The sequence below is a fragment of the Streptomyces sp. NBC_01224 genome, from assembly GCF_036002945.1.
Classification (GTDB): domain Bacteria; phylum Actinomycetota; class Actinomycetes; order Streptomycetales; family Streptomycetaceae; genus Streptomyces.
The window spans coordinates 6,246,777-6,273,524 of record NZ_CP108529.1; the positions used below are offsets into that span (position 1 = coordinate 6,246,777).

At 70.3% G+C, this 26,748-nt stretch carries 23 protein-coding genes and 3 tRNA genes; 13 read left to right on the forward strand and 13 right to left on the reverse strand.

Annotated elements, in window-relative coordinates; genetic code table 11:
• The first annotated feature begins 147 nt into the window (after positions 1-147).
• Positions 148-1,251 carry an RNA polymerase sigma factor gene (locus OG609_RS28070; protein ID WP_327275366.1) on the forward strand — a complete coding sequence of 368 codons (1,104 nt, stop codon included), beginning with the start codon at positions 148-150 and terminating at the stop codon, positions 1,249-1,251.
• 146 nt (positions 1,252-1,397) lie between these two features.
• Here OG609_RS28070 and OG609_RS28075 read toward each other — a convergent pair whose 3' ends face one another.
• The 4 genes from OG609_RS28075 to OG609_RS28090 form a co-directional block, all read right to left on the reverse strand.
• The gene (locus OG609_RS28075; protein WP_327275367.1) at positions 1,398-3,329 is read right to left on the reverse strand and encodes an ABC transporter ATP-binding protein; all 1,932 of its coding nucleotides are present in this window, start codon (positions 3,327-3,329) and stop codon (positions 1,398-1,400) included.
• A complete protein-coding gene (locus OG609_RS28080) occupies positions 3,329-5,062 on the reverse strand; it encodes an ABC transporter ATP-binding protein (protein ID WP_327275368.1) in 1,734 nt (577 codons plus the stop codon). The genes OG609_RS28075 and OG609_RS28080 overlap by 1 nt, the downstream gene beginning before the upstream one ends.
• A 169-nt stretch (positions 5,063-5,231) precedes the next feature.
• A complete protein-coding gene (locus OG609_RS28085) occupies positions 5,232-6,677 on the reverse strand; it encodes an FGGY family carbohydrate kinase (protein ID WP_327275369.1) in 1,446 nt (481 codons plus the stop codon).
• Positions 6,678-6,747: 70 nt separating this feature from the next.
• On the reverse strand, positions 6,748-7,047 hold the full coding sequence (locus OG609_RS28090) for a YtxH domain-containing protein (protein WP_327275370.1): 300 nt from the start codon (positions 7,045-7,047) through the stop codon (positions 6,748-6,750).
• A gap of 181 nt (positions 7,048-7,228) precedes the next feature.
• Between OG609_RS28090 and OG609_RS28095 the strand changes: the two genes are divergently transcribed.
• The 3 genes from OG609_RS28095 (at position 7,229) to OG609_RS28105 (ending at position 7,687) form a co-directional block, all read left to right on the forward strand.
• Positions 7,229-7,301 (forward strand) — tRNA-Asn (locus tag OG609_RS28095).
• A gap of 5 nt (positions 7,302-7,306) precedes the next feature.
• A tRNA-Asn gene (locus tag OG609_RS28100) sits at positions 7,307-7,379 on the forward strand.
• Positions 7,380-7,613: 234 nt separating this feature from the next.
• A tRNA-Ile gene (locus OG609_RS28105) sits at positions 7,614-7,687 on the forward strand.
• Positions 7,688-7,898: 211 nt separating this feature from the next.
• Here the strand turns inward: OG609_RS28105 and OG609_RS28110 are convergent.
• Positions 7,899-8,027 carry a hypothetical protein gene (locus tag OG609_RS28110; protein WP_327275371.1) on the reverse strand — a complete coding sequence of 43 codons (129 nt, stop codon included), beginning with the start codon at positions 8,025-8,027 and terminating at the stop codon, positions 7,899-7,901.
• A gap of 147 nt (positions 8,028-8,174) precedes the next feature.
• On the opposite strand from OG609_RS28110, the gene OG609_RS28115 reads away from it, so the two are divergent.
• From OG609_RS28115 to OG609_RS28125, 3 genes are all read left to right on the forward strand, one after another.
• Entirely contained in the window at positions 8,175-8,381 is a 207-nt protein-coding gene (locus OG609_RS28115) for a hypothetical protein (protein ID WP_327275372.1), read from the forward strand.
• Between the two features lie 124 nt (positions 8,382-8,505).
• Positions 8,506-10,392, forward strand: a complete 1,887-nt coding sequence (locus OG609_RS28120) for an ABC transporter ATP-binding protein (protein WP_385654776.1) — start codon at positions 8,506-8,508, stop codon at positions 10,390-10,392.
• Between the two features lie 125 nt (positions 10,393-10,517).
• A complete protein-coding gene (locus OG609_RS28125; protein ID WP_327275374.1) occupies positions 10,518-11,783 on the forward strand; it encodes an MFS transporter in 1,266 nt (421 codons plus the stop codon).
• A 4-nt stretch (positions 11,784-11,787) separates the two neighbouring features.
• Here OG609_RS28125 and OG609_RS28130 read toward each other — a convergent pair whose 3' ends face one another.
• From OG609_RS28130 to OG609_RS28140, 3 genes are all read right to left on the reverse strand, one after another.
• Complete coding sequence (locus OG609_RS28130; protein ID WP_327275375.1) at positions 11,788-13,149, reverse strand: carboxyl transferase domain-containing protein; 1,362 nt, start codon at positions 13,147-13,149, stop codon at positions 11,788-11,790.
• On the reverse strand, positions 13,142-14,602 hold the full coding sequence (locus OG609_RS28135; protein WP_442818012.1) for an acyl-CoA synthetase: 1,461 nt from the start codon (positions 14,600-14,602) through the stop codon (positions 13,142-13,144). Before OG609_RS28135 ends, OG609_RS28130 begins: the two co-directional genes overlap by 8 nt.
• A gap of 209 nt (positions 14,603-14,811) precedes the next feature.
• Positions 14,812-16,020 (reverse strand): MFS transporter, encoded by a 1,209-nt coding sequence (locus OG609_RS28140; RefSeq protein WP_327275377.1) that lies wholly within the window; start codon positions 16,018-16,020, stop codon positions 14,812-14,814.
• A gap of 148 nt (positions 16,021-16,168) precedes the next feature.
• Here OG609_RS28140 and OG609_RS28145 point away from each other — a divergent pair, with 148 nt between their 5' ends.
• On the forward strand, positions 16,169-16,600 hold the full coding sequence (locus OG609_RS28145; protein WP_093897145.1) for an Lrp/AsnC family transcriptional regulator: 432 nt from the start codon (positions 16,169-16,171) through the stop codon (positions 16,598-16,600).
• Here OG609_RS28145 and OG609_RS28150 read toward each other — a convergent pair.
• From OG609_RS28150 to OG609_RS28160, 3 genes are all read right to left on the reverse strand, one after another.
• Positions 16,578-18,203 (reverse strand): GAF domain-containing protein, encoded by a 1,626-nt coding sequence (locus OG609_RS28150; protein WP_442818013.1) that lies wholly within the window; start codon positions 18,201-18,203, stop codon positions 16,578-16,580. The genes OG609_RS28145 and OG609_RS28150 overlap by 23 nt on opposite strands.
• Positions 18,204-18,223: 20 nt before the next feature.
• Positions 18,224-19,261, reverse strand: coding sequence for a rod shape-determining protein (locus OG609_RS28155; protein ID WP_327275378.1), 1,038 nt, complete (start codon positions 19,259-19,261; stop codon positions 18,224-18,226).
• Between the two features lie 146 nt (positions 19,262-19,407).
• On the reverse strand, positions 19,408-19,974 hold the full coding sequence (locus tag OG609_RS28160) for a hypothetical protein (protein WP_327275379.1): 567 nt from the start codon (positions 19,972-19,974) through the stop codon (positions 19,408-19,410).
• A 78-nt stretch (positions 19,975-20,052) separates the two neighbouring features.
• On the opposite strand from OG609_RS28160, the gene OG609_RS28165 reads away from it, so the two are divergent.
• Positions 20,053-20,820: an SCO2400 family protein gene (locus OG609_RS28165; protein ID WP_327275380.1), complete on the forward strand. Its 768-nt coding sequence runs from the start codon at positions 20,053-20,055 to the stop codon at positions 20,818-20,820.
• A gap of 41 nt (positions 20,821-20,861) precedes the next feature.
• On the opposite strand, the gene OG609_RS28170 is transcribed toward OG609_RS28165, so the two are convergent.
• Entirely contained in the window at positions 20,862-21,305 is a 444-nt protein-coding gene (locus OG609_RS28170) for a MarR family winged helix-turn-helix transcriptional regulator (RefSeq protein WP_327275381.1), read from the reverse strand.
• A 153-nt stretch (positions 21,306-21,458) separates the two neighbouring features.
• Here OG609_RS28170 and OG609_RS28175 point away from each other — a divergent pair, with 153 nt between their 5' ends.
• The 4 genes from OG609_RS28175 to OG609_RS28190 all read left to right on the forward strand — a co-directional run bounded on the left by OG609_RS28175 (position 21,459) and on the right by OG609_RS28190 (position 24,718).
• A complete protein-coding gene (locus tag OG609_RS28175; RefSeq protein ID WP_327275382.1) occupies positions 21,459-22,478 on the forward strand; it encodes an NADP-dependent oxidoreductase in 1,020 nt (339 codons plus the stop codon).
• An 89-nt stretch (positions 22,479-22,567) separates the two neighbouring features.
• Positions 22,568-22,996: an organic hydroperoxide resistance protein gene (locus tag OG609_RS28180; RefSeq protein ID WP_266361662.1), complete on the forward strand. Its 429-nt coding sequence runs from the start codon at positions 22,568-22,570 to the stop codon at positions 22,994-22,996.
• 109 nt (positions 22,997-23,105) lie between these two features.
• Positions 23,106-23,897 (forward strand): EI24 domain-containing protein, encoded by a 792-nt coding sequence (locus OG609_RS28185; RefSeq protein ID WP_327275383.1) that lies wholly within the window; start codon positions 23,106-23,108, stop codon positions 23,895-23,897.
• A gap of 209 nt (positions 23,898-24,106) precedes the next feature.
• Positions 24,107-24,718, forward strand: coding sequence for a LysE family transporter (locus OG609_RS28190; protein WP_327275384.1), 612 nt, complete (start codon positions 24,107-24,109; stop codon positions 24,716-24,718).
• Positions 24,719-24,739: 21 nt separating this feature from the next.
• On the opposite strand, the gene OG609_RS28195 is transcribed toward OG609_RS28190, so the two are convergent.
• The gene (locus tag OG609_RS28195; RefSeq protein ID WP_327275385.1) at positions 24,740-26,698 is read right to left on the reverse strand and encodes a flavin monoamine oxidase family protein; all 1,959 of its coding nucleotides are present in this window, start codon (positions 26,696-26,698) and stop codon (positions 24,740-24,742) included.
• Positions 26,699-26,748 lie beyond the last annotated feature (50 nt).

The window sequence follows — 26,748 nt, forward strand, 5'->3', positions numbered from 1 at the left end:
CAGAAAGTCCCCGCACGCCCCTCGTGGCAGCGATGTGTCTTCCCCCACACTGGGGGGCGGTGCCTGAGTCATCGGAGCGCGGCCGGCCCACCGAACGGTGGTCCTCCATCCCCGCGATCCGGCAGCGATCACCTGGAGGTCGCCCCCGTGCAGACCCGGACCCTGACCGAAACCGAGCATGTCTCGGCCATACCCGCGCAGAACCGGGCCGTGCATCATCCGGAGGCCGCGGTGGAGCCGCAGACACCGTCCGACCCACCCGACCCACCCGAGACACTCATGGAGGAGCTGCCCCAGGCGCCCGAAACGCCGGAGCCGCGAGGCCGCCCGGAGACCGCCGGCCCGTCCTCCGATCTCTTCCGCCAGTATCTGCGGGAGATCGGCCGGATTCCGCTGCTCACCGCCGCCGACGAGGTGGAGCTCGCCCGCCGCGTCGAGGCCGGTCTCTTCGCCGAGGAACGACTCGCGAGCACCCCGGACCCGGACACCCGACTGGCTGTCGATCTCGACCGGTTGGTGGTCATGGGGCGGATGGCGAAGCGCCGTCTCATCGAGGCCAACCTCCGCCTCGTCGTCTCCGTCGCCAAACGCTATGTCGGCCGCGGGCTGACCATGCTCGATCTGGTCCAGGAGGGAAACCTCGGACTGATCAGGGCGGTCGAGAAGTTCGACTACGCCCGGGGCTACAAGTTCTCGACGTACGCGACCTGGTGGATCCGGCAGGCCATGTCCCGCGCCCTCGCCGACCAGGCGCGGACCATACGGGTTCCGGTCCATGTCGTCGAACTGATCAACCGCGTCGTACGGGTCCAACGCCGGATGCTCCAGGAGCGCGGCTACGAGCCGACGCCCGAGGAGGTGGCCGACCAGCTCGATCTCACCCCGGAACGGGTCGGCGAAGTCCTGCGGCTCGCCCAGGAACCCGTCTCGCTGCACGCCCCGGTCGGCGAGGAGGAGGACGTCGCCCTCGGTGACCTGATCGAGGACGGTGACGCCGCTTCCCCGGTCGAGTCAGCCGCGTTCCTGCTGCTGCGTGAGCATCTGGAAGCGGTGCTCTCCACTCTGAACGAGCGTGAGCGAAAGGTGGTTCAGCTGCGCTACGGGCTGGCCGACGGGCGGCCCCGCACACTCGAGGAGATAGGCAGGATCTTCGGCGTGACACGCGAACGCATCCGCCAGATCGAGTCCAAGACCCTCAACAAGCTGCGGGACCACGCCTTCGCCGACCAGCTTCGCGGCTACCTCGACTGACCCCGCGGGGACGCCGGGCCGTACGGGCACCGCCGGTGGACCGGCCGGGTCGCCACCTCGCCCGTGAGCGCGGCCCGGTCCGGCCCGAAGAAAGGAGGGCCCGCACCGCCGGCCGGCGGTGCGGGCCCTCCTCATGCGGGGACTGCTTAGTCGACCTCGGCGACCGCCTGCGCGAACTGCGCCGAATACAGCCGGGCGTACGCGCCCTCGGCATCCAGCAGTTCGTCGTGCGTGCCCTGTTCGACGATCGAGCCGTTCTCCATCACCAGGATGACGTCGGCATCCCGGATGGTGGAGAGCCGGTGCGCGATCACAAAGCTCGTACGACCGTGCGCCAGGCGCGCCATCGCCTTCTGGATCAGCACCTCGGTACGGGTGTCGACGGAGCTGGTCGCCTCGTCGAGCACCAGGATCACCGGGTCGGACAGGAACGCCCGCGCGATGGTGATCAGCTGCTTCTCGCCCGCGCTGACGCCGGAGCCCTCGTCGTCGATCACCGTGTCGTAGCCGTCCGGCAGGGTGCGGATGAAACGGTCGGCGTGGGCTGCCTTCGCCGCCTCCTCGATCTCCTCCCGGGTGACCTCGCGCGAAGCGCCGTACGCGATGTTCTCCGCTATCGACCCGCCGAACAGCCAGGTGTCCTGGAGGACCATGCCGATTCCCGACCGCAGGTCGTCGCGCGACATCTTCGCCACGTCGACCCCGTCGAGGGTGATCCGTCCGCCCGTCACCTCGTAGAAGCGCATCAGGAGATTGACGAGCGTGGTCTTGCCCGCGCCGGTCGGGCCGACGATCGCGACCGTGTGGCCCGGCTCGACGTTCAGCGAGAGGTCCTCGATGAGCGGCTTCTCCGGGTCGTAGCGGAACGACACCTTCTCCAGCGAGACGCTGCCCCGCAGCTCCTCGGGGTGCTCGCCGGTACCCGGCGCGGGGTCGGCGCCCTGCTCCTCGGCGTCCAGCAGCTCGAAGATGCGCTCGGCCGACGCGACGCCCGACTGCACCAGGTTCGCCATCGAGGCGACCTGGGTCAGCGGCATCGAGAACTGCCGCGAGTACTGGATGAAGGCCTGCACATCACCGATCGACAGCGAACCCGAAGCGACCCGCAGACCACCGACGACGGCGATCAGCACATAGTTCAGGTTGGAGACGAACATCATCAGCGGCTGCATGATCCCGCTGTTGAACTGCGCCTTGAAACCGGCCTCGTACAGCGCCTCGTTCTGCTCGGCGAAGTCCTTCGCGGACTCCTCCTGGCGGCCGAAGACCTTCACCAGGGTGTGCCCGGTGTACATCTCCTCGATATGGGCGTTGAGCTTGCCCGTCACCTTCCACTGCTGCACGAACTGCGGCTGGGACCGCTTGCCGACCTTCGTGGCCACGACCACCGAGAGCGGCACCGTCACCAGCGCGACCAGCGCCAGCAGCGGCGAGACCCAGAACATCATGATCAGTACGCCGACGATGGTGAGCAGGGAGTTGATGAGCTGGCCCGTCGTCTGCTGCATCGTCTGCGAGATGTTGTCGATGTCGTTCGTCGCCCGGCTGAGCACCTCGCCGCGCTTGGCCCGGTCGAAGTAGGACAGCGGCAGCCGCGACAGCTTCGTCTGGATGTCCTCGCGCAGCTGGAACACGATCCGGTTGATGATCCGGATCGACAGCCGCGTCGCCACCAGCATCAGTAGCCCGGCACCGACGTAGACCGCCAGTGCCACCAGCAGTACGTCACCCACCGCACCGAAGTCGATGCCGTGACCCGGTGTGAAATCCACCCCGGAGAGCATGTCGGCGAGGCCGCTGTTGGTCCTGCGCAGGCCCTCGACGGCCTGTTCCTTGGTCGTTCCCTCCGGCATGCTCCGGCCGATGACCCCGGCGAACACCAGGTCGGTCGCCCTGCCGAGGATCTTCGGTCCGACCACCGACAGGCCGACGCTCAGCACACAGGCCGCCAGCATCACGTACAGCGGGGTCTTCTCCGCGGCGAAGCGCTTCAGCAGCCGCTTCGATGACCCCTTGAAGTCCATGGACCGGTCGGTCGGCGCCCCGCCCGCCATCATGCGTCCGCCAGGCCCGGCCATTACGCGGCCTCCGCTTCCGTCAGCTGGGAGAGCACGATCTCCCGGTACGTGTCATTGCCGTCCATCAGCTCGTGATGGGTGCCGGAGCCGACGACCCGGCCCTCGTCCAGCACCAGGATCCGGTCGGCGTCACGGATGGTGGACACCCGCTGCGCCACGATCACCACGGTGGCCTCGGCCGTCTCCTGCGAGAGCGCCCCGCGCAGTGCGGCGTCGGTCGCATAGTCGAGCGCGGAGAACGAGTCGTCGAAGAGGTAGATCTCCGGCCGCTGCACCAGTGTCCTGGCGATCGCCAGACGTTGCCGCTGTCCGCCGGAGACATTGGTGCCGCCCTGCGCGATCGGCGCGTGCAGGCCGTGTTCCAGCGCCTCGACGAACTCCTTGGCCTGCGCGACCTCCAGCGCGTGCCACAGCTCCTCGTCGGTGGCGTCCGGGTTTCCGTACCGCAGATTCGTCGCGACCGTCCCGGAGAACAGATACGGCTTCTGCGGAACGAGACTCACGGTCTTCGCCAGCAGCGCCGGCTCCAGCGTCCGTACGTCCGTGCCGTCGACCAGTACCTGGCCGTCCGTCACATCGAACAGCCGCGGTACGAGTCCGAGCAGCGTCGACTTGCCGCTGCCCGTCGACCCGATGATCGCGGTGGTCTCGCCGGGACGGGCCACCAGATCCACCGACCGCAGCACCGGCTCCTCGGCGCCCGGGTAACGGAAGTCCGCGCCGCGGACCTCCAGATGACCATGGGCGCGCAGCTCGCTGATCGGCTTGACCGGCGGCACCACGCTCGACTCGGTCTCCAGGACCTCCTGGATGCGCTCGGCGCAGACCTCGGCGCGCGGCACCATCATGAACATGAAGGTGGCCATCATCACCGACATGACGATCTGCATCAGATAGGCGAGGAACGCGGTCAGCGCACCGATCTCCATGCCGCCGCTGTCGATGCGGTGGGCACCGAACCAGACCACGGCGATCGAGGACACATTCACAACCGTCATCACGGTCGGGAACATCAGCGCCATCAGCCGGCCCGTGGACAGCGCCACATCGGTCAGCTCGTTGTTCGCGCCGCGGAAACGCTCCTCCTCGTAACGGTCACGGACGAAGGCGCGGATCACGCGGTTGCCGGTGATCTGCTCGCGCAGCACCCGGTTCACGGTGTCGACCCGTTCCTGCATGGTGCGGAACAGCGGCCGCATCCGCTTGACGATCAGGCTCACCGCGATGCCGAGCACCGGTACCACCGCGAGCAGCACGGCCGAAAGCGGGACGTCCTGGCCGAGCGCCATGATGATGCCGCCGACGCACATGATCGGTGCCGACACCATCAGGGTGAACGTCATCAGCACGAGCATCTGGACCTGCTGGACATCATTGGTTGTACGTGTGATCAGCGAGGGTGCGCCGAACCGCCCGACCTCACGCGCCGAGAACGACTGCACCCGGTCGAAGACCGACGCCCGGACATCACGGCCGAGGGCGGACGCCGTGCGGGCGCCGTAGTAGACGGCCCCCATGTTGCAGACCACCTGGGCGATGCTGACGGCGATCATGATGCCGCCGAACTCCAGGATGTAGCCCGTGTCCCCCTTGACGACACCGCTGTCGATGATGTCGGCGTTCAGGGTGGGCAGATAGAGGGTGGCGCAGGTCTGCAGGAGTTGAAGGAGGACCAGGAGCAGGATGGGTTTCTTGTACGGACCGAGATAGGCCCGCAGGAGTTTTATGAGCACGCGTGTCTCTCGGAGTCGGCAGAGGTCGGGAGACGACCCATTTTCCGGCACCCCCGACGGGGACTGCGAACGATTTTATTCAAGACCAGGTCAAAAAAAAGACCGAGTACACATGTGGAAGATCGATCTCCGTCAGGTGTACCCGGTCATGTCACGCAGGGTGGCCGGCTCAGGGCGCGAAGTCGAACGCCCCCGGATGGATCTGGTCGCGCGTGGCCATGTACTGCTGTCGCACCGCCCGGCCGACCGCCAGCTCCTCGCCCGGCTCCAGCACCTGCGCCGCGGCACCCTGCCAGGCCGGGGGAGTGAGCGGATCCGCCGTCCCCTGCGAGACCCCCAGCGCCCAGGCCGCCTGCCGGGCCGCTCCCAGCGCCGCGTACTCGGCGGGCTGCGGCACGACCACCTGCGTACCGAACAGTGCGGGCGCGAGCCCCTGCACTGCGGGCAGTTCGGCCGCCGCTCCCAGCAGGAACACCCGCCGCACCTCGACGCCGCGGCCGCGCAGTACATCGAGCGCGTCGGCCAGCGAGCACAGCATTCCCTCGAACGCCGCCCGCGCCAGATGCTCCGGCTTCATCGACTCGCGCCGCAGCCCGCACAGCGTCCCCGCCGTGTGCGGCAGATGTGGGGTGCGCTCGCCCTCCAGATACGGCAGGAGTACGAGCCCGGAGGCGCCCGGCGTCGACTTCAGCGCCAGCGCGGACAGCTCCTCCAGCCCCTCCACGCCCAGCATCTCGACGGACCCGCGCAACGCGCGTACCGCATTCGACGTGTACACCACCGGCAGATGCATCCCGGTCGCGTCCGCGAACGAAGTGATCATCCCGCTCGGATCGGACAGCGCCTCGTGGTGCACCGCCATGACCGAACCCGACGCGCCCAGTGACACCACCGCATCGCCGGCCCCGACCCCGAGCCCGAACGCCGCCGCCATCGTCTCGCCGGTCCCCGCGGAGATCAGCAGCCCCTCGGGCGTCGTCCCGGCCGCATCGGAGGGGCCGAGCACCTCGGGCAGCGCCGCCTGGTGCCCGAGCGCGAGCTCCACCAGGTCGGGCCGGTAGGCACCACTGCCCGCCGACCAGTAACCGGTGCCGGACGCGGCACCCCGGTCGGTGGTCCGCCGGGTCGGCCGCCCCAGCAGCTGCCACACCAGCCAGTCGTGCGGCTGCAGCACCGAGGCCACGCGCTGCGCCGCCTCCGGCTCGGTGCGCGCCAGCCAGCGCAGCTTCGACACCGGCTGCGCGGCCTGCGGCACCGACCCGACCGCCTCGGCCCAGGACTGCCGCCCGCCGAGCCCGTCGATCAGATCGGCCGCGGCGACCTGCGCCCGCCTGTCGTTGCCGAGCAGCGCCGGGCGTACGAGATTGCCCTGGTGGTCCAGCGGCACCAGACCGTGCTGCTGCGCGGAGACACCGATGGCCTGCACACCTTCGAGCAGCCCTCCGGTGGCGGCCTCACCGAGCGAGAGCAGCCACGCCTGCGGGTCGACCTCGGTGGCCTTCGCCTCGACGGGGTGTGCGGCGTACCCCCGGCGCAGCACGGCGCCCGTGTCCGTATCGCAGACGACGATGTGTGTGAAGGCGGAAGAACTGTCCAAGCCGGCGACTATGCCCATGCCCAAGATTCTGCCGCACCGCCGGAGCGTTTCCGTACCGGTGGCGCGGCAGTGGGCGGGCGGCCCCCGACTAGGTGTTGGTGGTGCCCCAGTCGTCCTCGCCGTTCTGGCCGCGGTCCCGCAGCGAGCGCACCCGGTCGGCCACCGAGGCGGGCATCTTGTCGCCGACCTTGTCGCTGACCGCGTGGTAAGCCTTGCCGGCCAGATCGCGGCCGCTCTGTGCCGCGGACTCGGCGGTATTGCGCACGGCCGGATTCTGGGCGAACTGACGTGCGGACTTCTTCAGCTGCTCGTAACGCTCGCGCCCGGCCCGCGTGCCGATCACGTATCCGAGGGCCAGTCCGGCGATGAACGTGAGCCGGTACCGCATGGCTGCCACCCTTCCTTGCTCAGTGCGACGTGTGCTGCCCGCCTACCCGCGGGCATCCGAGATCACCCCGGGCGATACCGATTGGCAAAGCACCCCCCTGCTTGCGCTAATGTATGTGTCGCAGCGAACGCGCGCCGCCCGGCAGGAGCCAGGCAGGTAGGGTTCGGTGCAAACGCAGCAATCCCCTGTAGCTCAATTGGCAGAGCAGCCGGCTGTTAACCGGCAGGTTACTGGTTCGAGTCCAGTCGGGGGAGCGCGATCCCCTGTAGCTCAATTGGCAGAGCATTCGGCTGTTAACCGGAGGGTTACTGGTTCGAGTCCAGTCGGGGGAGCGGAACGGAAGAGGACCCTGCGGGGTCCTCTTTCGCGTGCCCGTCGCCGGCCCTTCGCCGTGGTGCGTGTGGGGTGCACGTGACTCTTTCGCGTCTACTTCGCTCCGTTCGGAACCGGGCAGGGACCAGCGAAGTCTTCATGGTCATGCGAAGCCGGCCATCCGGAGCGAGAGATCGTATGACCGGCTATGCTGCGGCAGACGGCGCGCACACTTGTACGCGCCGCGCCGAAAAGGGGCGGTAGCTCAGCCGGTTAGAGCAGCGGACTCATAATCCGTCGGCCGTGGGTTCGAGTCCCACCCGCCCCACTGTCGCTGTTCCCGGCAGAAACGTTATGACCTGTGCATATGCAGGCAGCAGGGCCCTCACGGATTCCGTGAGGGCCCTCACCATAGCCCCGGACCAAGATCAAGTGGCCGCGCCGCGTCCCGGCGCGTCGCCCGCCGGATCTCTCGTGCCGTCAGGGTCCGGGCGGGCAGACTCGATTGCGCGCGACGGAGCGCGGCCGCAAAGCGTCCGTCAGGCCCGTGCCGCCCATGAGGCCGGCTTCTTCAGGCTCTGTTGGTGAGCATTGCCATGGGCAAAGGTGGCCAGTCGCTGAAGGGCGGTCGGCGCCCTGGCTCCGGGGGTGTCCAGAGAGTCACTCATGGCAACGCTCTGAAGGTTTGCGGTATTTCGTGACTTTCATCCGAATCGTGGCTTGTACGACTTGTTGGTCGTAGGGGGTAGTCGTAATGTCGGTAGTGCCGCAGCAAGAACCAGGAGCGGCATGGATACCTTCCAAAGGAGACGAAGATGAACGTACGCAGCATCTTCGACCACAGGGGCGGGGACCACGACGGTGACGGTGGCTACGGCTACGGACGCGGCTTCGGACGCGGACGCGGCGGAGGCGGCGGCTACGGACGCGGCTTCGGACGCGGACGTGGCGGCTTCGGACGCGGCGGACGTGGCGGACGCGGCGGTTACGGCCGTGGCGGCGGCGGTGGGTGGGGTTACTGACCCGACACCCCCGACACCATCCCCTAAACGAGGCAGGCTCGCGCTACGGCGCGGGCCTCGCCGTTTGGGGGTCCGCGCCTATGGAGATGGTCCATAGTCCGAGCACCTCTGTGACGTGACGCCCATGCGCCTCCGCAGCTCATCCCGGCGCCCAGCGCCCCCCGAAGAGACTCCTCAGGACTCGGTGACGGATGTTCCGATCCGCACGGATCCCATCAGCATCGTCGTGGCGTTCCGGCGCTTCTGGCCACTGACCAAGGGCGACCGGCGCTGGCTCATCCTCATTTTCCTGTGCGCCGTCCTGGCCGCCATCGCCGAGACCATCACGGTCCTGCTCTTCGCCAAACTCACCGACACCGCTCTGCAGACCGGCTCCGTCAGCGCCTTCTGGAAGCCTGCCGGCCAGTGGGTCGCCGTGGCCGTCATCGGTGCGGTGGTGGGATATCTGGGCAACTCGCTCGCCGCCTGGGTCGCCGAACGCTTCGTGATGAGGCTGCGGGCACGGGTATTCAGTCATCTTCAGACGCTTCCGCCGCACTTCTACCAGCGCAATCGCCGCGGTGACCTGGTGGAGCGGCTGACGGGTGACGTGGAAGCCATCGAAGCGCTCGTGGTCTCCGGCATCGTCGGGGCGGCATCGGCCCTGTTCAGCACGGTCTTCTACGCCGCCGCCGCCCTGTGGCTGCGCTGGGATCTGGCCCTTGCCACCTTTGTCATGGTGCCGCTCTTCTGGTTCACGACCACCCGTTTCGCCGGGCCCCTGCGCGCGGTGTCCCGGCGCGGTCGGGCGGCGGACGGTGCCATCACGGCCGTGGTCGAGGAGACGTTGGTCAACGTCGTCATGACCCAGGCGTACAACAGGCAGCACGACGAGGAGGAGCGACTCCTCAGCAAGGCACGTATCCGGCTGAAGACAGCGGTGAAGGCCGTCCGCCTCACCGAGTTCTACGAGCAACTCGTCGAGGTCCTCGAAACGTTGTGCGTCCTGGCGATCATCGGGCTGGGGGCGTGGGAGATCTCCCAGCAGCGGATGACGCTCGGACAGCTGCTGGCCTTCGCCGCCTTCATCGGCTACCTCTACCCGCCGATCCGCTCCCTGGGACAGCTGGGCCTGACGGCCACCGCCGCGACCGCGGGAGCCGAACGGCTGCTGGAAATCCTCGACGCCGAGCCCGCCGTCACCGACCCGGCCTCCTCCGTGCCCGCCCCGCCCCGCAACCGTGCGCTCGGCGAGGTGGAGGCGTGTCAGGTCCTCTTCCACTACCCCGGCAGCAGCGAGCCGGTTCTCCGGGATCTCTCGCTCACCGCGAGCCCCGGGGAACTGCTGGTCGTCACCGGCCCCAGTGGCGCGGGCAAGTCGACCCTGGCGGCTCTGCTGCTGAGGTTCTACGACCCGGATGCCGGCAGTGTCCGGCTGGACGGCGTGCCCGTGGACCAGCTGCCGCTGACCTACCTCCGCCGGAACATCACGCTGCTGCCCCAGGACACGCTCGTCCTGCACGACACCATCGAGGAGAACATCGGCTGCGGGCGCACGGATGTGAGCCACCGTGACGTCGTGGAAGCCGCGAAGGCTGCCGACGCCCATGGGTTCATCCGCACCTTGCCAGAGGGATATGACACCGTCATTTCCACCGGCACTTCGCGGCTTTCCGGAGGCCAGCTGCAGCGCATCGCCATCGCCCGCGCCATGCTGCGCGACGCGCCCGTCCTCCTCCTCGACGAGCCCACCACCGGACTGGACAGAATGGCCGCACAGCGCATCCTCGCGCCGCTGCGGCGTCTCGCCGAGGGCCGCACCACCATCGTGATCACGCACGACCTGGCCCTTGCCGCGGACGCCGACCGCATCCTTGTTCTGGACGAGGGACGTCTGGTGGAGTCGGGCACACATACCCAACTCCTGGGCCGGAGAGGTCTGTACGCCACTCTGTTCGAGCGCCGTGCCCAACAACCACATAACGGCACTGTGTACTCGACTGCCCGCCCGTCAGGAATCCACTGGCGGTAGGCGGGTGGGAGCGGGCGCCGAACTGCGCGGGCGGTCGCGCCTCCTGACGCGGAGGTGTGGCCGGGAACAGGCTGTGCCCGATGAGGACCGGACCACCGGACACACGCCGGTCGTTACCATCCGCTGTGACCGAAACAGCCGAAGAACCTGCACACCGCACACGAATACTCGCCGATCTGACGCCGCTGCGGACCTCCCCCGACTACCGGCGGCTCTGGTTCGGGAACACGGTCTCCTGGATCGGGCAGGGAATGACGGCGCTCGCTGTCTCGCTCCAGGTCTACGACATCACCGGGTCCGCCTTCTCGGTCGGGCTCATCGGGTTCTGTTCGTTCCTGCCGCTGGTCGTCTTCGGGCTGTACGGCGGGGCCGTCGCAGACACCATCGACCGCCGCAAGCTGGGACTGGCCAGCTCCGCGGGGTCGTTCGTCCTCTCCGTCGGGCTGGTCGCCGCCACCGTCGCCGGGGTGGAACAGGTGGGGCTGCTGTACGCGATCGTCGCCCTGCAGGCGGCCTGCTTCGCGGTCAACGCACCGGCCCGCAGCTCGATGATCGCCCGGCTGCTGCCGGCCGAGCAACTGCCCGCCGCCAACGCGCTCACCTCCATGACCAGCACCACCGGCACGCTGGTCGGGCCGATGCTCGGCGGGATCGTCGTCGGCTGGTGGGGATACCGGGCCGCGTACACCGTCGACGCCGTCACCTTCACCGCCTCGCTGTACGCGATGTGGCGGCTGCCCTCGATGCTGCCGGAACGGGGGGAGGGCGCGGGGGACAAACGGGCGTCCGTCGCGGACGGGCTGCGCTTCCTGGGGACCAGGCCCAATCTGCGGATGACCTTCTTCACCGACCTGTGCGCCATGGTGCTGGCCCATCCCCGGGCGCTGTTCCCCGTCGTCGCGGTGGTCTGGTACGGCGGTGACGCGAAGACCACCGGGCTGCTGGTCGCCGCTCCGGCGCTGGGGGCGCTGCTCGGCGGGGTGTTCTCCGGATGGCTGGGACGCATCCGCCGCCAGGGCCTCGCCGTGCTCCTCGCCGTCGCCTCCTGGGGCACCGCCATCGCGATCTTCGGGCTGACCCGTCAGCTCTGGCTCGGGCTGATCTTCCTCGCGCTCGCCGGGTGCGCGGACACCACGTCGATGGTCTTCCGGAACACCATGCTCCAGGCGGCCGTGCCGGACGAGATGCGAGGACGGCTGCAGGGCGTGTTCATCGTCGTGGTGGCGGGCGGACCGAGGCTCGGCGACTTCCTGGCCGGATCGGTCGCCGATCTGACCTCGCCCGGCCTGGCGGTGACCGGCGGTGGGATCGCCTGTGTCGTCGCCGTATCGCTGCTGGGGCTGCGGTGGCGCGGGTTCACGCGGTACGACGCGAAGGACCCGCAGCCCTGACGGCTCAGTCCCCGGGCGGATCAGGCCGCACCACGGCGCGGGCGATGCCGAGTTCCACCAGGTCCTGGGGGCGCAGCCGCAGCTGGTCGGCCGTGGCACGTACCTCGTCCGGGGTGCGCTTCAGGATCGCCGCCGCCGATTCCGGGGCGATCACCGAGAAATAGCTGTCCTGGGTGACATAGGTGTTTCCCGGTGCCGCCAGGGCCAGTGCGCCGCCCGAGCCGCCCTCGCCGATCACCAGCGTCGTGACGGGGACCCCGGCCTCGGCTATCGCCGCGAAGGTGTCGGCGATGGCCGCGCCCGCGCCCGCCCGTTCCGCCTCGGCGTCGTTCGCCGCGCCCGGGGTGTCGATCAGGGTGAGCACGGGAACACCGAGCCGGTCGGCCAGCCGGATCACCCGGGCCGCCGTGCGGTAGCCGGCCGGGCGGGTCGCGGTTCCGCACTGGGCGACGTACGCGATCGTCCGGCCGTCGCGCCGCCCGAAACCGCAGCGCAGCCCCGGATCCGTACCACCGCAGCGGTCGCCGCCGAGCGGGAGCCGGTGGTCGAAATACGCGTCCAGATACGCCTCGGCGCGCGGCCGGGAGGGGGAGCGGGCCTGCCGGACCGCGTCCCAGCCGGTCACCGGGAGACCGGTGGCGGACAGGGCGTCCGGCACCGGAGCGGGGCCGGGGGCCGGGGAACCGGGTGCGTGGAGCGCCTGCAGCCAGCGGGCCACTGCCTCCGGGAGCTCGTCCGGCGTGACGACGGCGTCGATCTGGCCCGCGGCCAGCTGGCCCTCGGCGGTGTACGCGTGGGGGTCCGCGTCCGCGGGCCGCACCCGGGATCCGGCGAACCCCACCTGGGCGCCCGGCAGCGCCAGGATCACATCGGCGCCCGCGCCCAGCGTTGCCCAGCCGCCGCCCGTCGTCGGGTCACGCAGGACCGCGAGCTGAGCGGGGCCGGCCGCCCGTAGCCGTGCCGAGGCGCGGGCCACGCGCTGCAGCTGGGTCAGGGCGACCATGCCCTCCTGCATCCGGCTGCCGCCCGTCGCGATGAGTGAGACCAGCGGAAGCCCCCGGGTCCGGGCGGCCTCGTACGCGGCCTCCAGCAGGTCCCCGGTGCGCTGCCCGAGTGAGCCGCCCAGGAATCCGAACTCGAACGAGACCAGGACACAGCTCCGGCCGCCGACGGAGGCGAGGCCGTGGACGACGGACTCCTCCTCGCCGGTACGGGTGGCGGCGCGGGCCCGGGAGTCCGCGTACCCGGCCCAGGACAGGGGCCCGTCCCCATCTGTGTCGTGGTCGGCCACGCCGGAATCGACGAACTCCTCGAACTCGGTGGCGACGGCCGCGATCGCCGCCCTCGCTGTCAGCCGGTCAGGCATGGAGCGACCGCTTCATGATCTTGCCCAGGTCGTTGCGGGGCAGTGCGTCCAGGTAGCGGACCGTGCGCGGGCGCTTGTGCGGGGACAGCTGGGCGGCCACATGGTCCGCGAGCTCGTCCTCCGTCGGGGGCGAGGCGAGGTCGTCCGGCACCACCCAGGCGACGATCCGCTCGCCCAGATCCGGGTCCGGCTCACCGGTGACGGCGGCCTCGCGGACACCGGGATGGTCGAGGAGCGCGTTCTCGATCTCACCGGCGCCGATCTTGTACCCGCCGCTCTTGATCAGATCGGTGGCCTTGCGGCCGACGATCCGTACATAGCCGTCGGTGTCACGGGTGGCCATGTCTCCCGTTCGGAACCAGCCGTCCTCGGTGAGCGCGGCGGCCGTGGCGTCGGGGCGGTTGAGATAGCCGGTGAAGAGGTTCGTGCCGCGCACCTGGATCTCGCCGATGGCGTCGGGGTCGGTGAGGACGGTGCCGTCCTCCTCGACCAGGCGGAGCTCGACGCCGCGCAGGGGTGCGCCGACCGTGCCGGGGCGTGGTTCGCCGTCGGCCCGGACGCCCGTGTTCATCAGGGTCTCCGTCATGCCGTACCGCTCGATGACCCGGCGGCCGGTCGCCGCCGCGATCCGCTCGTGGTCGTGGACCGGCAGTGCGGCAGACCCGGACACCAGCAGCCGGGCCCCGGCCAGCGCCTTCGCCAGCTCGGTCGCACCGGGGGCACGGCCGTCGAGGGCCTCGGCCAGCCGGTGGTACATCGTCGGTACGCCGAAGAGCATCGTGCCGCCGGACGACAGCTCCCGGGCCACACCGTCGGTGGAGAACCTGCCCAGGTGCCGTACCGATCCGCCACGGCGCAGCGGACCGAGCACGCCGAGGATCAGACCGTGCACATGGAACAGCGGCAGGGCGTGGACGAGCACGTCGTCGCCGGTCCACTGCCAGGCGTCCTCCAGCGCGTCCAGCGACGCGGCGATCGCCCGCCGCGGCAGGATCGCGCCCTTGGGCGGGCCCGTGGTGCCGGAGGTGTAGACGATCAGCGCGGGGGACTCGGGGGAGGGCTCCGGGAGCGCGGCGCCGCCCTTGCCGTCCGTGGCCGTGTCGACATCGATACGGCCCAGCGTGTCCAGCACCGGCGGGAGCACGTCGCCCGCCCCGGCCAGCACCACGGTCGGTTCGCTGTCGGCCACGATGTGCGCGAGTTCGCGCGTGCCCGTCTTCGGGTTGAGCGGCACCGCAGGCACCCCGGCCCGCAGCGCGGCCACGACGGCGACCACGGTCTCGGGCGTGGGCGTGGCCCATACGGCGACGCGTCCGGCACCACTGAGACGCGCGGCGAGCGCGGTGGAGGCGGTGGCCAACCGGTCGTACGTCATGGTGTGTTCGCCGAATCGGGTGGCTTCCCGGGCGGAACCGTCATCCGGCACAAACAGAAGAGGAGTCACCTGCCGCACCCTAGCCCGGCACCCCTGCGCCCGTCCGCCGTCCGGTTCGCCCTCAACCGCCGGACGGCCTCGAAAGACGTCAATCGCCGGACGGGCCCGAAGACGCCCCGGCCGGCTCCGAAGCAGCCACCGACCCGGCGAGACCACCGAGCCCGTCCGGCGTCCGAGGACGGAACCCGTGACGGTGGGGCGCCCGAACCGGCGTGAAGCCGAGCCCCCTACTCCCGCTGAAGCCCCCGCATGCGCCCGTACGCGTACACGCACCCCGCCAGCGCCAGATCCGACAGCAGCATGAAGCCGATCGAGTACGACCCCTTCACGCTGTAGATCGCCCCCATCACCAGCGGCGGCACGAAGCCCCCCAGGCCCCCCATCGCGCCGACGATCCCGGTCACGCTGCCCACCTTCGCCTGGGGTGTCACCTGGGAGACCAGGGCGAAGATGCTGCCGCTCGAGGTGCCCAGGCCGGCCGCCATGCAGAGCAGTGCGATCGTGCCGCCGGGGGCCAATTCCGGGTCGAAGGCCTGGACGATCGCCATCAGGGCAGCCAGGCCGAGCGCCGCCGCCGTGACCAGGGCCGGGTGGATGCGGTCCGAGAGCCAGCCGCCGATCGGCCGGAAGATGACCGTGACCAGGGCGAACCCGGCGGCCTTCGTACCGGCGTCGGTCGGTGAGAGGTCGTACCAGGTCTTCAGATACGTGGGGAGGTAGACACCGAACGCGACGATCCCGCCGAAGCCGATCGCATACAGCGCGGAAAGCTCCCAGGTGACCCGCAGCCGCCCCGCCTCACCCAGTCGATGGGCGAGCGAGTCGGTCGGTACCGGGCGGTCCGGGCGGTCGCTGACCAGCACCGCGGCCAGCGCCGCGTACACCACGAGCGCCGCCGCGACCACCAGGAACGGCAGATTGTCGCCGTGCTCGGCGATCCGCGGGGTGAAGTACCCGGACAGGGCGACGCCGCCCATGCCCATGCCGAACACCCCGAGCGCGAGCCCCCGGGCGGCGGGCGGGAACCACGAGTTGACCAGCGGGATACCGATCGCGAACGTCGTGCCGCCCAGGCCCAGCAGAAAGCCCACGGCGAGCATCGCGCCATAGGAGTTCTTCGCCGGGATCAGCAGCAGCACCGGCGCGATGGTGAGCGCCGAGATCAGCGGGAACATCAGCCGCGCACCGTACTTGTCGGTGAGCGCGCCCGCCGGGATCCGGCCCAGCGAACCGACCAGCACCGGCACCGCGACCAGCAGCGACTGCTCGAACGAACTCAGACCCAGCCGCTCCTTGTAGTCCCCGGCCATGGGCGCGATCAGATTCCAGGCCCAGAAGGTCAGCCCGAAACCGATCGTGGCCATCACGAGGTTGCGACAGGCGGCCGCGGACGGTGCGCCGTCGGGGACAGAAGGCTGCTTGACGGCTGTATCCACCCCATCAGTCAAGGGCGGGCACAAGCCATGGGCCCGTCGGGATGCGCCATGCGGGGCAACCCGGCCGGGAACCGCGCTCGGGGCGAGGGGAGAGCTCCGGATGTGCCTTGCGACGTCGCAATCCGGACAAAGCTGCGACAATCGCAGTATGGACCGTCTGGACAGGGAAATCCTCGGCATCCTGCAGGAGGATGCCCGGATCTCGTACCGCGATCTGGGCGTACGGGTCGGGCTCAGCGCCAACGCCGCGGCCGACCGGGTGCGCCGGCTGCGGCGCGACGGTGTCATCCGCGGCTTCACCGTGATCATCGACCCGGCCGCCGACACCCGTACGGGCCTTGTCGTCTTCATCGACGTGTCGCTGCGGATGGACACGACGAACGAGGTGTTCGAGCGGGCGGTGCTCGCCCTGCCCGGCATCACCGAAGTGGTGCATGTGACCGGCGGCCACGACTATCTCGTACGGGCCGCCGTCGCCGACACCGCAGCGCTGGACGGACTGCTGCGCAGGCTCAAGCGGGAGGCCGGCGTCGCCCACTCCAACACCCGCGTAGCGCTCAGAGCGGCGCCTGCCAGGTGAAGGTCGGTGAGCGCGAGCCGTCCTCGTCCCGGCCGTCGTCGGCGACCGCCAGCCGGACCCCGGCCCGCCCGTCCGGCAGTACGGCCGTCGCATCCACCTCCACCTCGATCGCCGATACCCCGGCCCGCCGGTGCGCGGCCGCGAGGGCGCTCCGCAGCGCGGCGAGCAGCCGCCGGTCCACGGGATCCCGGACCAATGTGTCGACCGCCCCGTTGAAGTGCACCGACGGCTGGTAGCCGAGGACGGCCGCGGCGCCCCTGGTCTCCCGCAGCACCCGGCCGCGGAACGTGGAGGGGACCTCGGCGGGCGGCTGCTGAAGGGCGAAGATCGCCGTCCGTACCTCCTGAATGGTGGAGTCCAGCTCGTCGACGGCCTTGCCGAGCAGCTCGTCCGACTCCGGAACGGCGGCCCTGCGGCGGGTCGACTCCAGCATCATCTCGGCTGCGAACAGCCGCTGGACGACGAGGTCGTGCAGATCGCGGGCGATCCTGTCCCGGTCCTCGTACACCGCGAGCTGTTCCCGGTCGTGCTGGGCGTCCGCCAGGACCAGGGCGAGTGCGGCCTGCGAGGCGAACTGGGAGGCCAGCAGCCGGTCCGCGGCCGTGTACGGGCGGTCGCCGCGCCGCCGGGGCAGGGCCAGGGTGCCGATCAGCCGCCCGCCGCTCTGCAGCGGCAGCATCATGCTGGGGCCGAACCGCGACCGCACATGCGTCGTCATCCGCGGATCGGTCGCCGAGTCCTCGATGAACACCGGTTCGCCGCCCAGCAGTTGGACCAGCACGGCGGAGCCGGGTTCGATGGTCGTACCGACGATCCCGGCCGGATCGTCGAGCGTGGACGCGGTGACGATCTCCATCCCGCCCTCCTTGTTCGGCTGGAGGATCACCCCGGCACAGGCGTCGGCGAGGGCTCTGGCCCCCTCGGCGACGGTCATCAGCGCGTCGGCCGCGTTCCCACCGGTCAGCAGGGTGGTGGTGACGGCGGCCGCCCCCTCGATCCAGCGCTCCCGCTGCCGGGCCGCCTCGTACAGCCGGGCATTGCCGATCGCGATTCCGGCCTGCGAGGCCAGCACCCGCAGCAGCGCCATGTCCGTATCGGTGAAGTGGCCGGTGCGTTTCTCGGTGAGGTAGAGATTGCCGAACACCTGGTTCTGCACCCGGATCGGCGACCCGAGGAAGGAGTGCATCGGCGGGTGGCCGGGCGGCACCCCGCAGGAGCGCGGGTCGGTGGTCAGATCGTCCGAGCGCAGCGGCTGCGGTTCGTCGATGAGGACGCCGAGCATCCCCGAGTGCCCGTCCGGGAAGTCGCCGATGCGCTGCCGCTCGGTCTCGTCGAGGCCCGAGGTGATCAGCTCGCTGATGGTGCCGCGCTCGGCGTCGAGCACGCCGAGCGCACCGTACCGGGCCCCGGTCAGCGCGGCGGCGGCGTCCACGATCTGCTGGAGGGTGGCACGCAGTTCCAGGTCGGTGCCGACGCTCAGTACCGCTTTTAGGAGCATCGGCAGCCGGGGTGCCTGCGGAGTGCCGGCCGCGGCGGCCGTCTCCTCGTCCGGGGGCCCGGCGGCCGCGTTCGCCGCCGCCGTGTTCGCTGTCTCTTCGGTCATACGCCGCACCCCCGCGGTGGTCAGCAGGCGAGCGGGTCGAGAACCAACGGTTCGATCTTCCCGTCCAGCATCGCACCGAGCCCCAGTACGGAACACACGTCGGGCCGCTCGGCGATGTGCACGGGCACACCCGTGGCATTCCGCAGCAGCTGTTCGAGACCGGGCAGCTGCGCGCTGCCGCCGACCATCATGATCCCGCAGTCGGCGATGTCGGCCACCAGGTCGGGCGGACAGGCGCGCAGGATCTTGCCGAGGCCGTCGAGCACCGCGGTCAGCGGCGCGTGGATCGCCTGACGCATCGCGGCGGTGTCGACCTGCACCGAGCGGGCCAGGCCGGTCGCCACGTCCCGGCCGTGGATCTCGGTCGTGGCGGGACCGTGCGCGGTCAGACCGCTGCCGCTGAGCGCCACCTGGAGCGGGCGTACGGACTGGCTCGGCAGCATCAGCTCGTGGTGCTGGCGCAGATGCTGGATCACCGCGTGATCGATGGCGTCGCCGCCGACCGGGATGCGTGCGGCGGTCACGATCGAACCGAGCGAGAGCACCGCGATCTGGGTGGTCGCCGCCCCGCACACCATGATCATGGAGGCGGTCGGCTGCTCGACGGGGAGCCCGCAGCCGACGGCCGCCGCGATCAGGGTGTCGACGAGTTCGACCCGCCGGGCGCCCAGCCCGACCAGTGTCTCGACGGTGGCCCGCTGGGCGAGCGGATCGCTGTCGTGCGGGGTGCAGGCGGCGGCCCGCAGCCGGGGCTTGCGGCGCAGCTGGCGGCGGAGCTTCTCGCCGAGCAGCTGGCGGAGCATGCGCTGGGCCATCTCGATGTCGATGACGGTTCCGCCGGTGACCGGGTGGACCACCCGGATGTAGTCGGGGGTGCGGCCCGTCATCTGTTCGGCGAGCGTGCCGACGGCGATGAGCGAGCCGGTACGGGTGTTCATGGCGGCGGCACTCGGCTCGTCGACGACGAGCCCGAGCCCCTTGACGAACACGCGGGTCCGGGCGGCCCCGAGGTCGACGGCGACATGGCAACGGCGCAACTGCTCAAGGCTGACGGTCACGGCAGGTTCTCCCGAGAGCGCTGATGGGGGTACCGGCGGCAGCCGGCTCTCTTCGCATCGTGCGCCGTTCGGAGTCATTGCGCGCGTCGGGATGGGCCGTAGGGGTACAAAGCTGACGAACCGACAGAAAAGTACGGTAGGGGAAGTCAGCCGGGCAGCAGCCGCTGGAACAGCCCCCAGGTGAATTCGGCGACATACCGCTCACCCGTCCCGGGCGCGGTGATCGCGAGCGCCCACCGGGTCGGTGCGCTGCCTTCCATGGGGCGGGCCGGTGCGAAGGCCCGTGCGACTTCGTCCACCGTGCCCGACCAGGGGCGCAGGTCCTCGACCGTACGCAGCTCGGGGCCCGGCGCTCCCGGCGCCCGGACCAGCCATTCGTTCCATACGGCCCCGCCCGGCGCGACCATCACCTCGAACCGCAGATCCGGCCAGAGCGGCACCGGCCACAGCAGCGCGTCGCACTCCAGGTCACCGATGGTGCGGTGTACGGACGACTCGGGCTCGCCGAGCACCGAACGGTAGCGGCGCAGGGCGCCCCGCCCGCGCGGCGCCCGCACCATGGCCTGCCAACGGCGGTTGGCCTCCCGCATCTCGGCGAGCGAGGCGCTCAGCTCCTGCCGGGCGTCGTCGACGAGGGCGGGTTGATGGTCGGCCATCCGGCGCAACAGGACGAGCTGGAACTCACGAGGGCCGAAACGCGTGGGCGAGGTCATGGATTCAACGTTTCCACACAGGATCCTCACCTGAGCGGCTATCTAGGTTGTCCTACAGGCATCTAATCTGCGGGCGCCATGGATTACTGCCACCCGTGTCAGCGGCATCTCAACGGTGCCCTGGCCTGCGCCGGATGCGGAACCCCCGCCGAGGCGCTGAGCCACTACGCGACGCCTGCGTTCTCCGGTCACGAACCGGATGCGGAGCGCGAGACGCCCGCACCGTCCCAGCCCGGGGGCCGACGCCGCCGGGGGCGCGATGCTGCCCAGCCCGCGCGCGGCACGCGTGGTTCCCACAGACCGGAACGGCGGGCCGGGGCGCAGGGGCGTGGCCGGCGTGCGCACCGCCGTCGCGGCCGGACGGCCCTGCTCGTCGTGCTCGGCGTGGTGCTCGCGGCCGGGGCGCTGAGCCTGGCCGAGCTGGCCATCGAGCCGAAGGGCGACGACGGCGCCTCGGACTACGTACGCGAATCGACCTCGGTCACGACCGAGCCGGCCCCCGACCCCTCGGCGAGCGACGCGGTCGAGCCGCCCGGTCCGGTGGGCGGTCCATCCGTGCTCCCGGCCACCGATTCCCATCCTGCCGATGCCACGGGGGCGGGCGGGGTGACCGGCAGTGCCCGCCCCGAGGGCTCCGCCGCGTCGGCACCGGCCTCCACCGCGCCCTCCGCCGCCATGGACCCGTCGGTCGGCCCGAGTGCCACGGCGCGAACGCCCGGCCAACCCTCGGCCTCAGTCCGGCCCGGCGACGGCCCGACGCAGTCGGAAAGCCCGGCGCCGCCCAAGCCAAGCCCGACGCCCTCGCCGACCAAGTCCGACGCGTGTTGGTTGTGGCTCTGTTGGTGAGCGGTTCGCCCGGTCGCGCGGCCCCCCGCCGCGCCGCGTCCTCAGTCGCGGCGCGGGCCTGATTCGCCCAGCATCCGCCGCAGCAGGTCCCGCAGCATCGCCCGGTCCCCGTCCGACAGCTCGGCCAGCGGCTCCCGGGCGAAAGTGAGCGAATCGCGCAGCTGCTGCGCTGTCCGCGCACCCCTCTCCGTCGGGGCGGCCAGCTTCACCCGCCGGTCGGCCGGATCCGGCCTGCGCTCCACCAGGCCGCGCGTCTCCAGCCGGTCGACGATGCCGGTGATGTTCGACGGCTCGCACTTCAGCTTCTGGGCGATCTTGCGCATGGGCATCGGCTCCAGGGAGAGCAGCCCGAGGACGCGCGCCTGGGCGCCGGTGAGGGAGTGGGTCGCCGCGGCCTCGTCGTACTCCTCGTAGTAGCGCGCCACGACGGTACCGATGAGCTCGACGACTTCGAGGGTCAGAGGGTCTGTACGAGTGGTGGCCATGACACCCAGGATAGCCGGTTACTTGACAAGGTGAAATATTCAGGAGCATGGTTGTTTCACGTAATGAAGCATTCCGCTTCCCCCGTCGACCCCCACCGGCTCGGGCGAAGCAGCTTCCCCCGCCCCGTAAGGCATTGAGGAGACCCCGAGCCCATGTCTGCAGCACTTCCCACGTCCAGCCGTGAATGGCACCTCGTCGCCCGTCCCCACGGCTGGCCGAAGGCCGAGGATTTCGCGCTGCGTGAGGCTCCGGTCACCGCTCCCGGCGAGGGTCGCGTCCTCGTCCGTAATCTGCACTTCTCGGTCGACCCGTACATGCGGGGCCGGATGAACGATGTGAAGTCGTACACCCCGCCCTTCAAGCTCGACCACCCCATGGAAGGCGGAGCGGTCGGCGAGGTCATCGCCTCGAACGCGGAGGGCATCGCGGTCGGCGACCATGTCCTGCACGGCCTGGGCTGGCGCGAGTACGCCGACGTCCCGGCCAAGCACGCCGTGAAGGTCGACGCGTCGCTCGCCCCGCTCTCCGCCTATCTCGGCGTGCTCGGCATGACCGGCCTCACCGCCTACGCCGGCCTCTTCGAGGTCGCTTCCTTCAAGGAGGGCGACGCCGTCTTCGTATCCGGCGCCGCCGGCGCGGTCGGCAGCCAGGTCGGCCAGATGGCGAAGCTCAAGGGCGCCTCGCGGGTCATCGGCTCGGCCGGTTCCGACGAGAAGGTCAAGCTCCTCGTCGAGGAGTACGGCTTCGACGCGGCCTTCAACTACAAGAACGGCCCGGTCGCCGAGCAGCTGCGCGCGGCCGCCCCCGACGGCATCGACGTCTACTTCGACAATGTCGGCGGCGAGCACCTCGAAGCGGCGATCTCCTCGCTCAACGTGCACGGCCGCGTCACCGTCTGCGGAATGATCGCCCAGTACAACGCCACCGAGCCGACCCCCGGCCCGCGCAACCTCGCCCTGGTCATCGGCAAGCGGCTGCGCATCCAGGGCATGCTCGTCGGCGATCACGCCGCGCTCCAGCCGCAGTTCGTCCAGGAGGTCGCCGGCTGGCTGGCCTCGGGCGAGCTGAAGTACCGGGAGACCTTCGCCGAAGGCATCGAGAACGGCTTCGACGCCTTCATGGGTCTGCTGCGTGGCGAGAACACCGGAAAGATGATCGTCTCCCTCGCCTGACAGAGGCTCCGGTGCACCCGTTAGGCTCCTCCACAGGCCGTCGCGATCGTGGGCGCGAGTCGCGGCGCACAGCAGAAGGAATTTCCGGCATGGCCATTCAGGACATCACTGTTGCCTACACCGCCGTCGCCACCGCCGAGAACGGCCGTGACGGCCGCGTCTCGTCCGACGACGGCAACCTCGACGTCATCGTCAACCCGCCCAAGGCCATGGGCGGAAGCGGCGCGGGCACCAACCCGGAGCAGCTCTTCGCGGCCGGCTACAGCGCCTGCTTCCAGGGAGCACTCGGCGTCGTGGCCCGTCAGGAGAAGGCCGACATCTCCGGCTCCACGGTGACCGCCGCGGTCGGCATCGGCAAGACCGCCGAGGGCGGCTTCGGTCTGGAGGTCGCGATCACCGCCACCATCCCGAACGTCGACACCGCAACCGCGCAGTCGCTCATCGAGAAGGCCCACCAGGTGTGCCCGTACTCGAACGCCACGCGCGGCAATATCAAGGTCGAGCTGTCGGTCGCCTGACCGCTCGAAACCCGCCGAGGGCCGCACCCCCGCAGGGGTGCGGCCCTCGGCCGTGCACCGGACACACCGCGGCGGGAAGGGCCCCCGCCCCCACCAGTACGCTGACGCCATGCGTGATCTAGGGGTGGGCTTCGGCTACTTGATAAAGGGACAACGATGGGTCGGCGGACACGGACGCTGGTTCGGCTTCGGGCTGCTGCCCGGACTCATCACCCTCGTCCTGTATGCGGCGGCGCTCGTCGGCCTCGGCTACGGCGCCGACAACCTGGTGACCTGGGCGACCCCCTTCGCCGACGACTGGTCATCGCCCTGGCTCGGCCTGCTCCGTAACACCCTGACCGTGCTGGTCTTCGCCCTCGGTCTCTTCCTCGCCGTGATCACGTTCACCGCCGTGACGCTGCTGGTCGGCCAGCCCTTCTACGAGTCGCTCTCCGAGCAGGTCGACCGTACGGAAGGCGGCGAGGTTCCCGAGTCCGGGCTGCCGCTCTGGCGGGAGCTGTGGATATCCGCCCGCGACAGCGTCCGCATCCTGGTGCGGGTGGGGCTGTACGCGGTGCTGCTCTTCGCCCTCGGATTCATTCCGGTCGTCGGCCAGACCGTCGTCCCCGTGATCGGTTTCTGCGTCACCGGCTACTTCCTTGCCGAGGAGCTCACCGCCGTCGCACTCCAGCGCCGCGGCATGGTCCTGAAGGACCGGCTCGTCCTGCTGCGCGGGCGCCGCATGCTGACCCTCGGATTCGGCGTACCGCTGGGAATAGCCTTCCTCGTTCCGTTCGTCGCCGTGTTCCTGATGCCCGGCGCCGTCGCCGGAGCCACCCTGCTGGCGCGGGACCTGGTGGCGCCCGACGAGGACGGGGACGATGACGCGGCCCCCGCCCCCTACAGCCTCGACAAGGGCTGAGAGCCTGTCGGGTGACCTCCGGCCGGGCGGCCACGCCCTGGCACGCGCGCTTCCCACGTTGTCGTCAGTCACCAACTCCCCCATAGCTGAAGGCATGGGGGGACCCCCTTCGCGTTGACTCCCTCCTCCGCCTTGGAATCGCACGCACCAGACCGCGTCCGCTATCCGATCGGAGGTCACCCGACAGGCTCTGAGGAGATTCCGCGCCCATGACCGAGATCATCGCGGTCGCCGTCATCACCGTTCTCGCCGTCATCAGTCCGGGCGCGGACTTCGCGATGGTCGTCCGCAACAGCTGTCTCTACGGCCGTACGACCGGGCTGCTGGCCGCCGTCGGAGTCGCCGCGGGCGTGCTCGTCCATGTCACGTACACGATGCTCGGCGTCGGGCTGCTGATCGCCTCCTCGACCGCCCTGTTCACCGCGATCAAACTGGTCGGCGCGGCCTATCTCGTCTACATCGGGGTGCGGACCTTCCTCGCCCGCAGCGATCTCGGCATCGACCTGGACTCGAAGCCGCAGCTGACCCGGCTCGGGGCCCTGCGCACCGGCTTCCTCACCAATGCGCTCAACCCCAAGACCACGCTCTTCGTCGTGTCGACCTTCACCCAGGTCGTCGGGCCCACGACCGGCCTGTGGCAGCAGGCCGGCTACGGGTTGTTCATGTCCGTCGCCCATCTCGGCTGGTTCGGCCTGGTCGCGCTGTTCTTCTCGAACTCGCGGCTGCGCACCGCGATGCTGAGGTGGCAGAAGGTTCTCAACAGGGGCATCGGATCGGTGCTCGTCGGACTGGGCGTCACCCTGGGCCTAGGAGGGCACTGAGCGACGCCCGCCGGACACGGGTCAGCTGCTGTGCACCTCCAGCGCGGACCTGACCGCCGACTCCAGGGCCCCCTCGATCCAGGCCGGCTTGATCGAGGTGTGGCAGCCGGCGAAGTGCAGCGGCCCCTCGACCGAGCGCACATCGGCGAACAACTCGGTGTGCTGGCCCGGCAGCAGCACCGAGGCCTCGCCGTACGCGTACGGATCACGCATCCACGACTGGGTGGCGCCGACGCCGGTGTAGAAGACCTCGATGCGCTGCCCGTACACGTCCTGCACCCCGCCCAGGGCGTGCGGATAGCGCTCGTCGTCGTCCAGCGAGTCCCACTTCAGCGCGTCGTCGGCCCAGCTGTACGAGGCGAGGACGACGCCGCCCGAGCTCCCCTCGACCGGGTGGGACGGCTGGAACATGAAGCGGTTGGGGTTGTCGGTGACCGATCCGCCGCCGATGACATGCGCCGCCTCGGGCTGGTTGCGGGCGGTGGCCCGGTACGCCGCGTAGTGCACGCGCTGGTTGGGCGGGAGATGACCGGGCGGTACGGAGGGGTGGGCGCCCAGCAGTGAACCGTCGGCCGGCGCCCTGCCCAGCCGGTAGGCCTCGTACAGACCGGGCCGGACCTTGTCCAGCTGGGTCTTCCAGTCCTTCTCCTCGAACTCCCACCAGCGGAGGCTGAATTCGAGCAGCACCTTGGTCGCCGCGTCGTAATGGATCTCGGTGATCGCGCGCCGCTTCCCGTACGAGAGCGCGGGAGCGACGGGGATGTGGCGCAGCCCGGAGAACGGCACGGTGATGATCGCCCGGTCGCCGGTGAACGTCTCGCGCACGAGCGGCTTGCCGTCCCGGCCCTCGGAGACCGTCTCGACCCGGACGCGGTCCGCGCCGTAGCTGATCCTGGTGGCCCGGCGGTCCAGCCGCACGATGTCCTTGACCCGCTTGTACATCGCGTCGGCAAGGGTGGCCGTGCCGTCCGGCAGCTCGAAGAACGCGGTGTCCGGGCTGATCAGGGAGGCCCCGATGAAGCTGTGCACAAAGGCGAGATGGAGCCGGGAGGTGAGGTTCTCGACCGTGCCGATGAGATCGATGGTGCGCTCGTCGAGCTTGGCCGCCTCGGTCAGGAAGCGGAACATCGACCAGTGCCCGTACCGCTGGATGACCCGCGCCCAGCCCTCGACGAGCTCGCGGCCCTCCTTGCCCTCGAACTCCTTGCGCACGGGGGCGAAGGCCTCCCGCACGATCGTCGCGGCGGTCTTGTTCTCGAACTCCGCGGGGACCCCGAACGAGCGGTTGATCGCCTGCGGCTTCTGTGCGTAGTCGGCCTTGCGCATCCGGATGCCGTTGACGTGGATCCAGGTGTGGTTGACCGGCCGGCCCTCGGTGTCGACATCGACCAGGTAGAAGCGGCGGCGCTTCAGGTCGAAGCTGTCCATGAGCCCGGTGACGAGCGGATGGCTGTCGGGGATCCGCATGGCGCCGGCCTCGGCGTACTGCTTCGGGTCGGCGAACGGCGCCTTCGCGTTCTCGTGGCCGCCCTTGCGGAAGGTTTTGATCCGGCCGCCGACGCGGTTGCCGTTGGCCTCGATCACGGTGACGGTGTGCCCTGCGCTGCGGAGCAGATGGGCGGCGGTGAGCCCGGCCGGGCCCGCGCCGACGACCAGCACCTTCTTGGGGGCCTTGCGGCTGCGCGGCAGGCCCTTGGACAGCAGGATGTCGCGGTAGTGGGGGACCAGCGGCTGGTCCTGTTCGTCGCGTACGAGGATGGCGCGGGCGATGGTCAGGCAGGCGTCCCAGTCCGAGCCGGGGGCGGCCGCGGGCGCGAGCGCGGTACCGGATGCGGCGGGCGCACCAAGGGCGCCCGGCGCGGCGGCGCTTGCGGAGCCCACGGCGGTCGTGGCAAGGGCGGCGGCACCGGCGGCGGCACCCGCGATCATGGTGCGCCGGGAGGGCAGGCCGGAGGAAGGTCCGGCAGGCTTGGAAGTCATGCGCCCCACCCTGGGGCGCCGGGGACGGTGCCCCTTGCCCGGACGCGCGT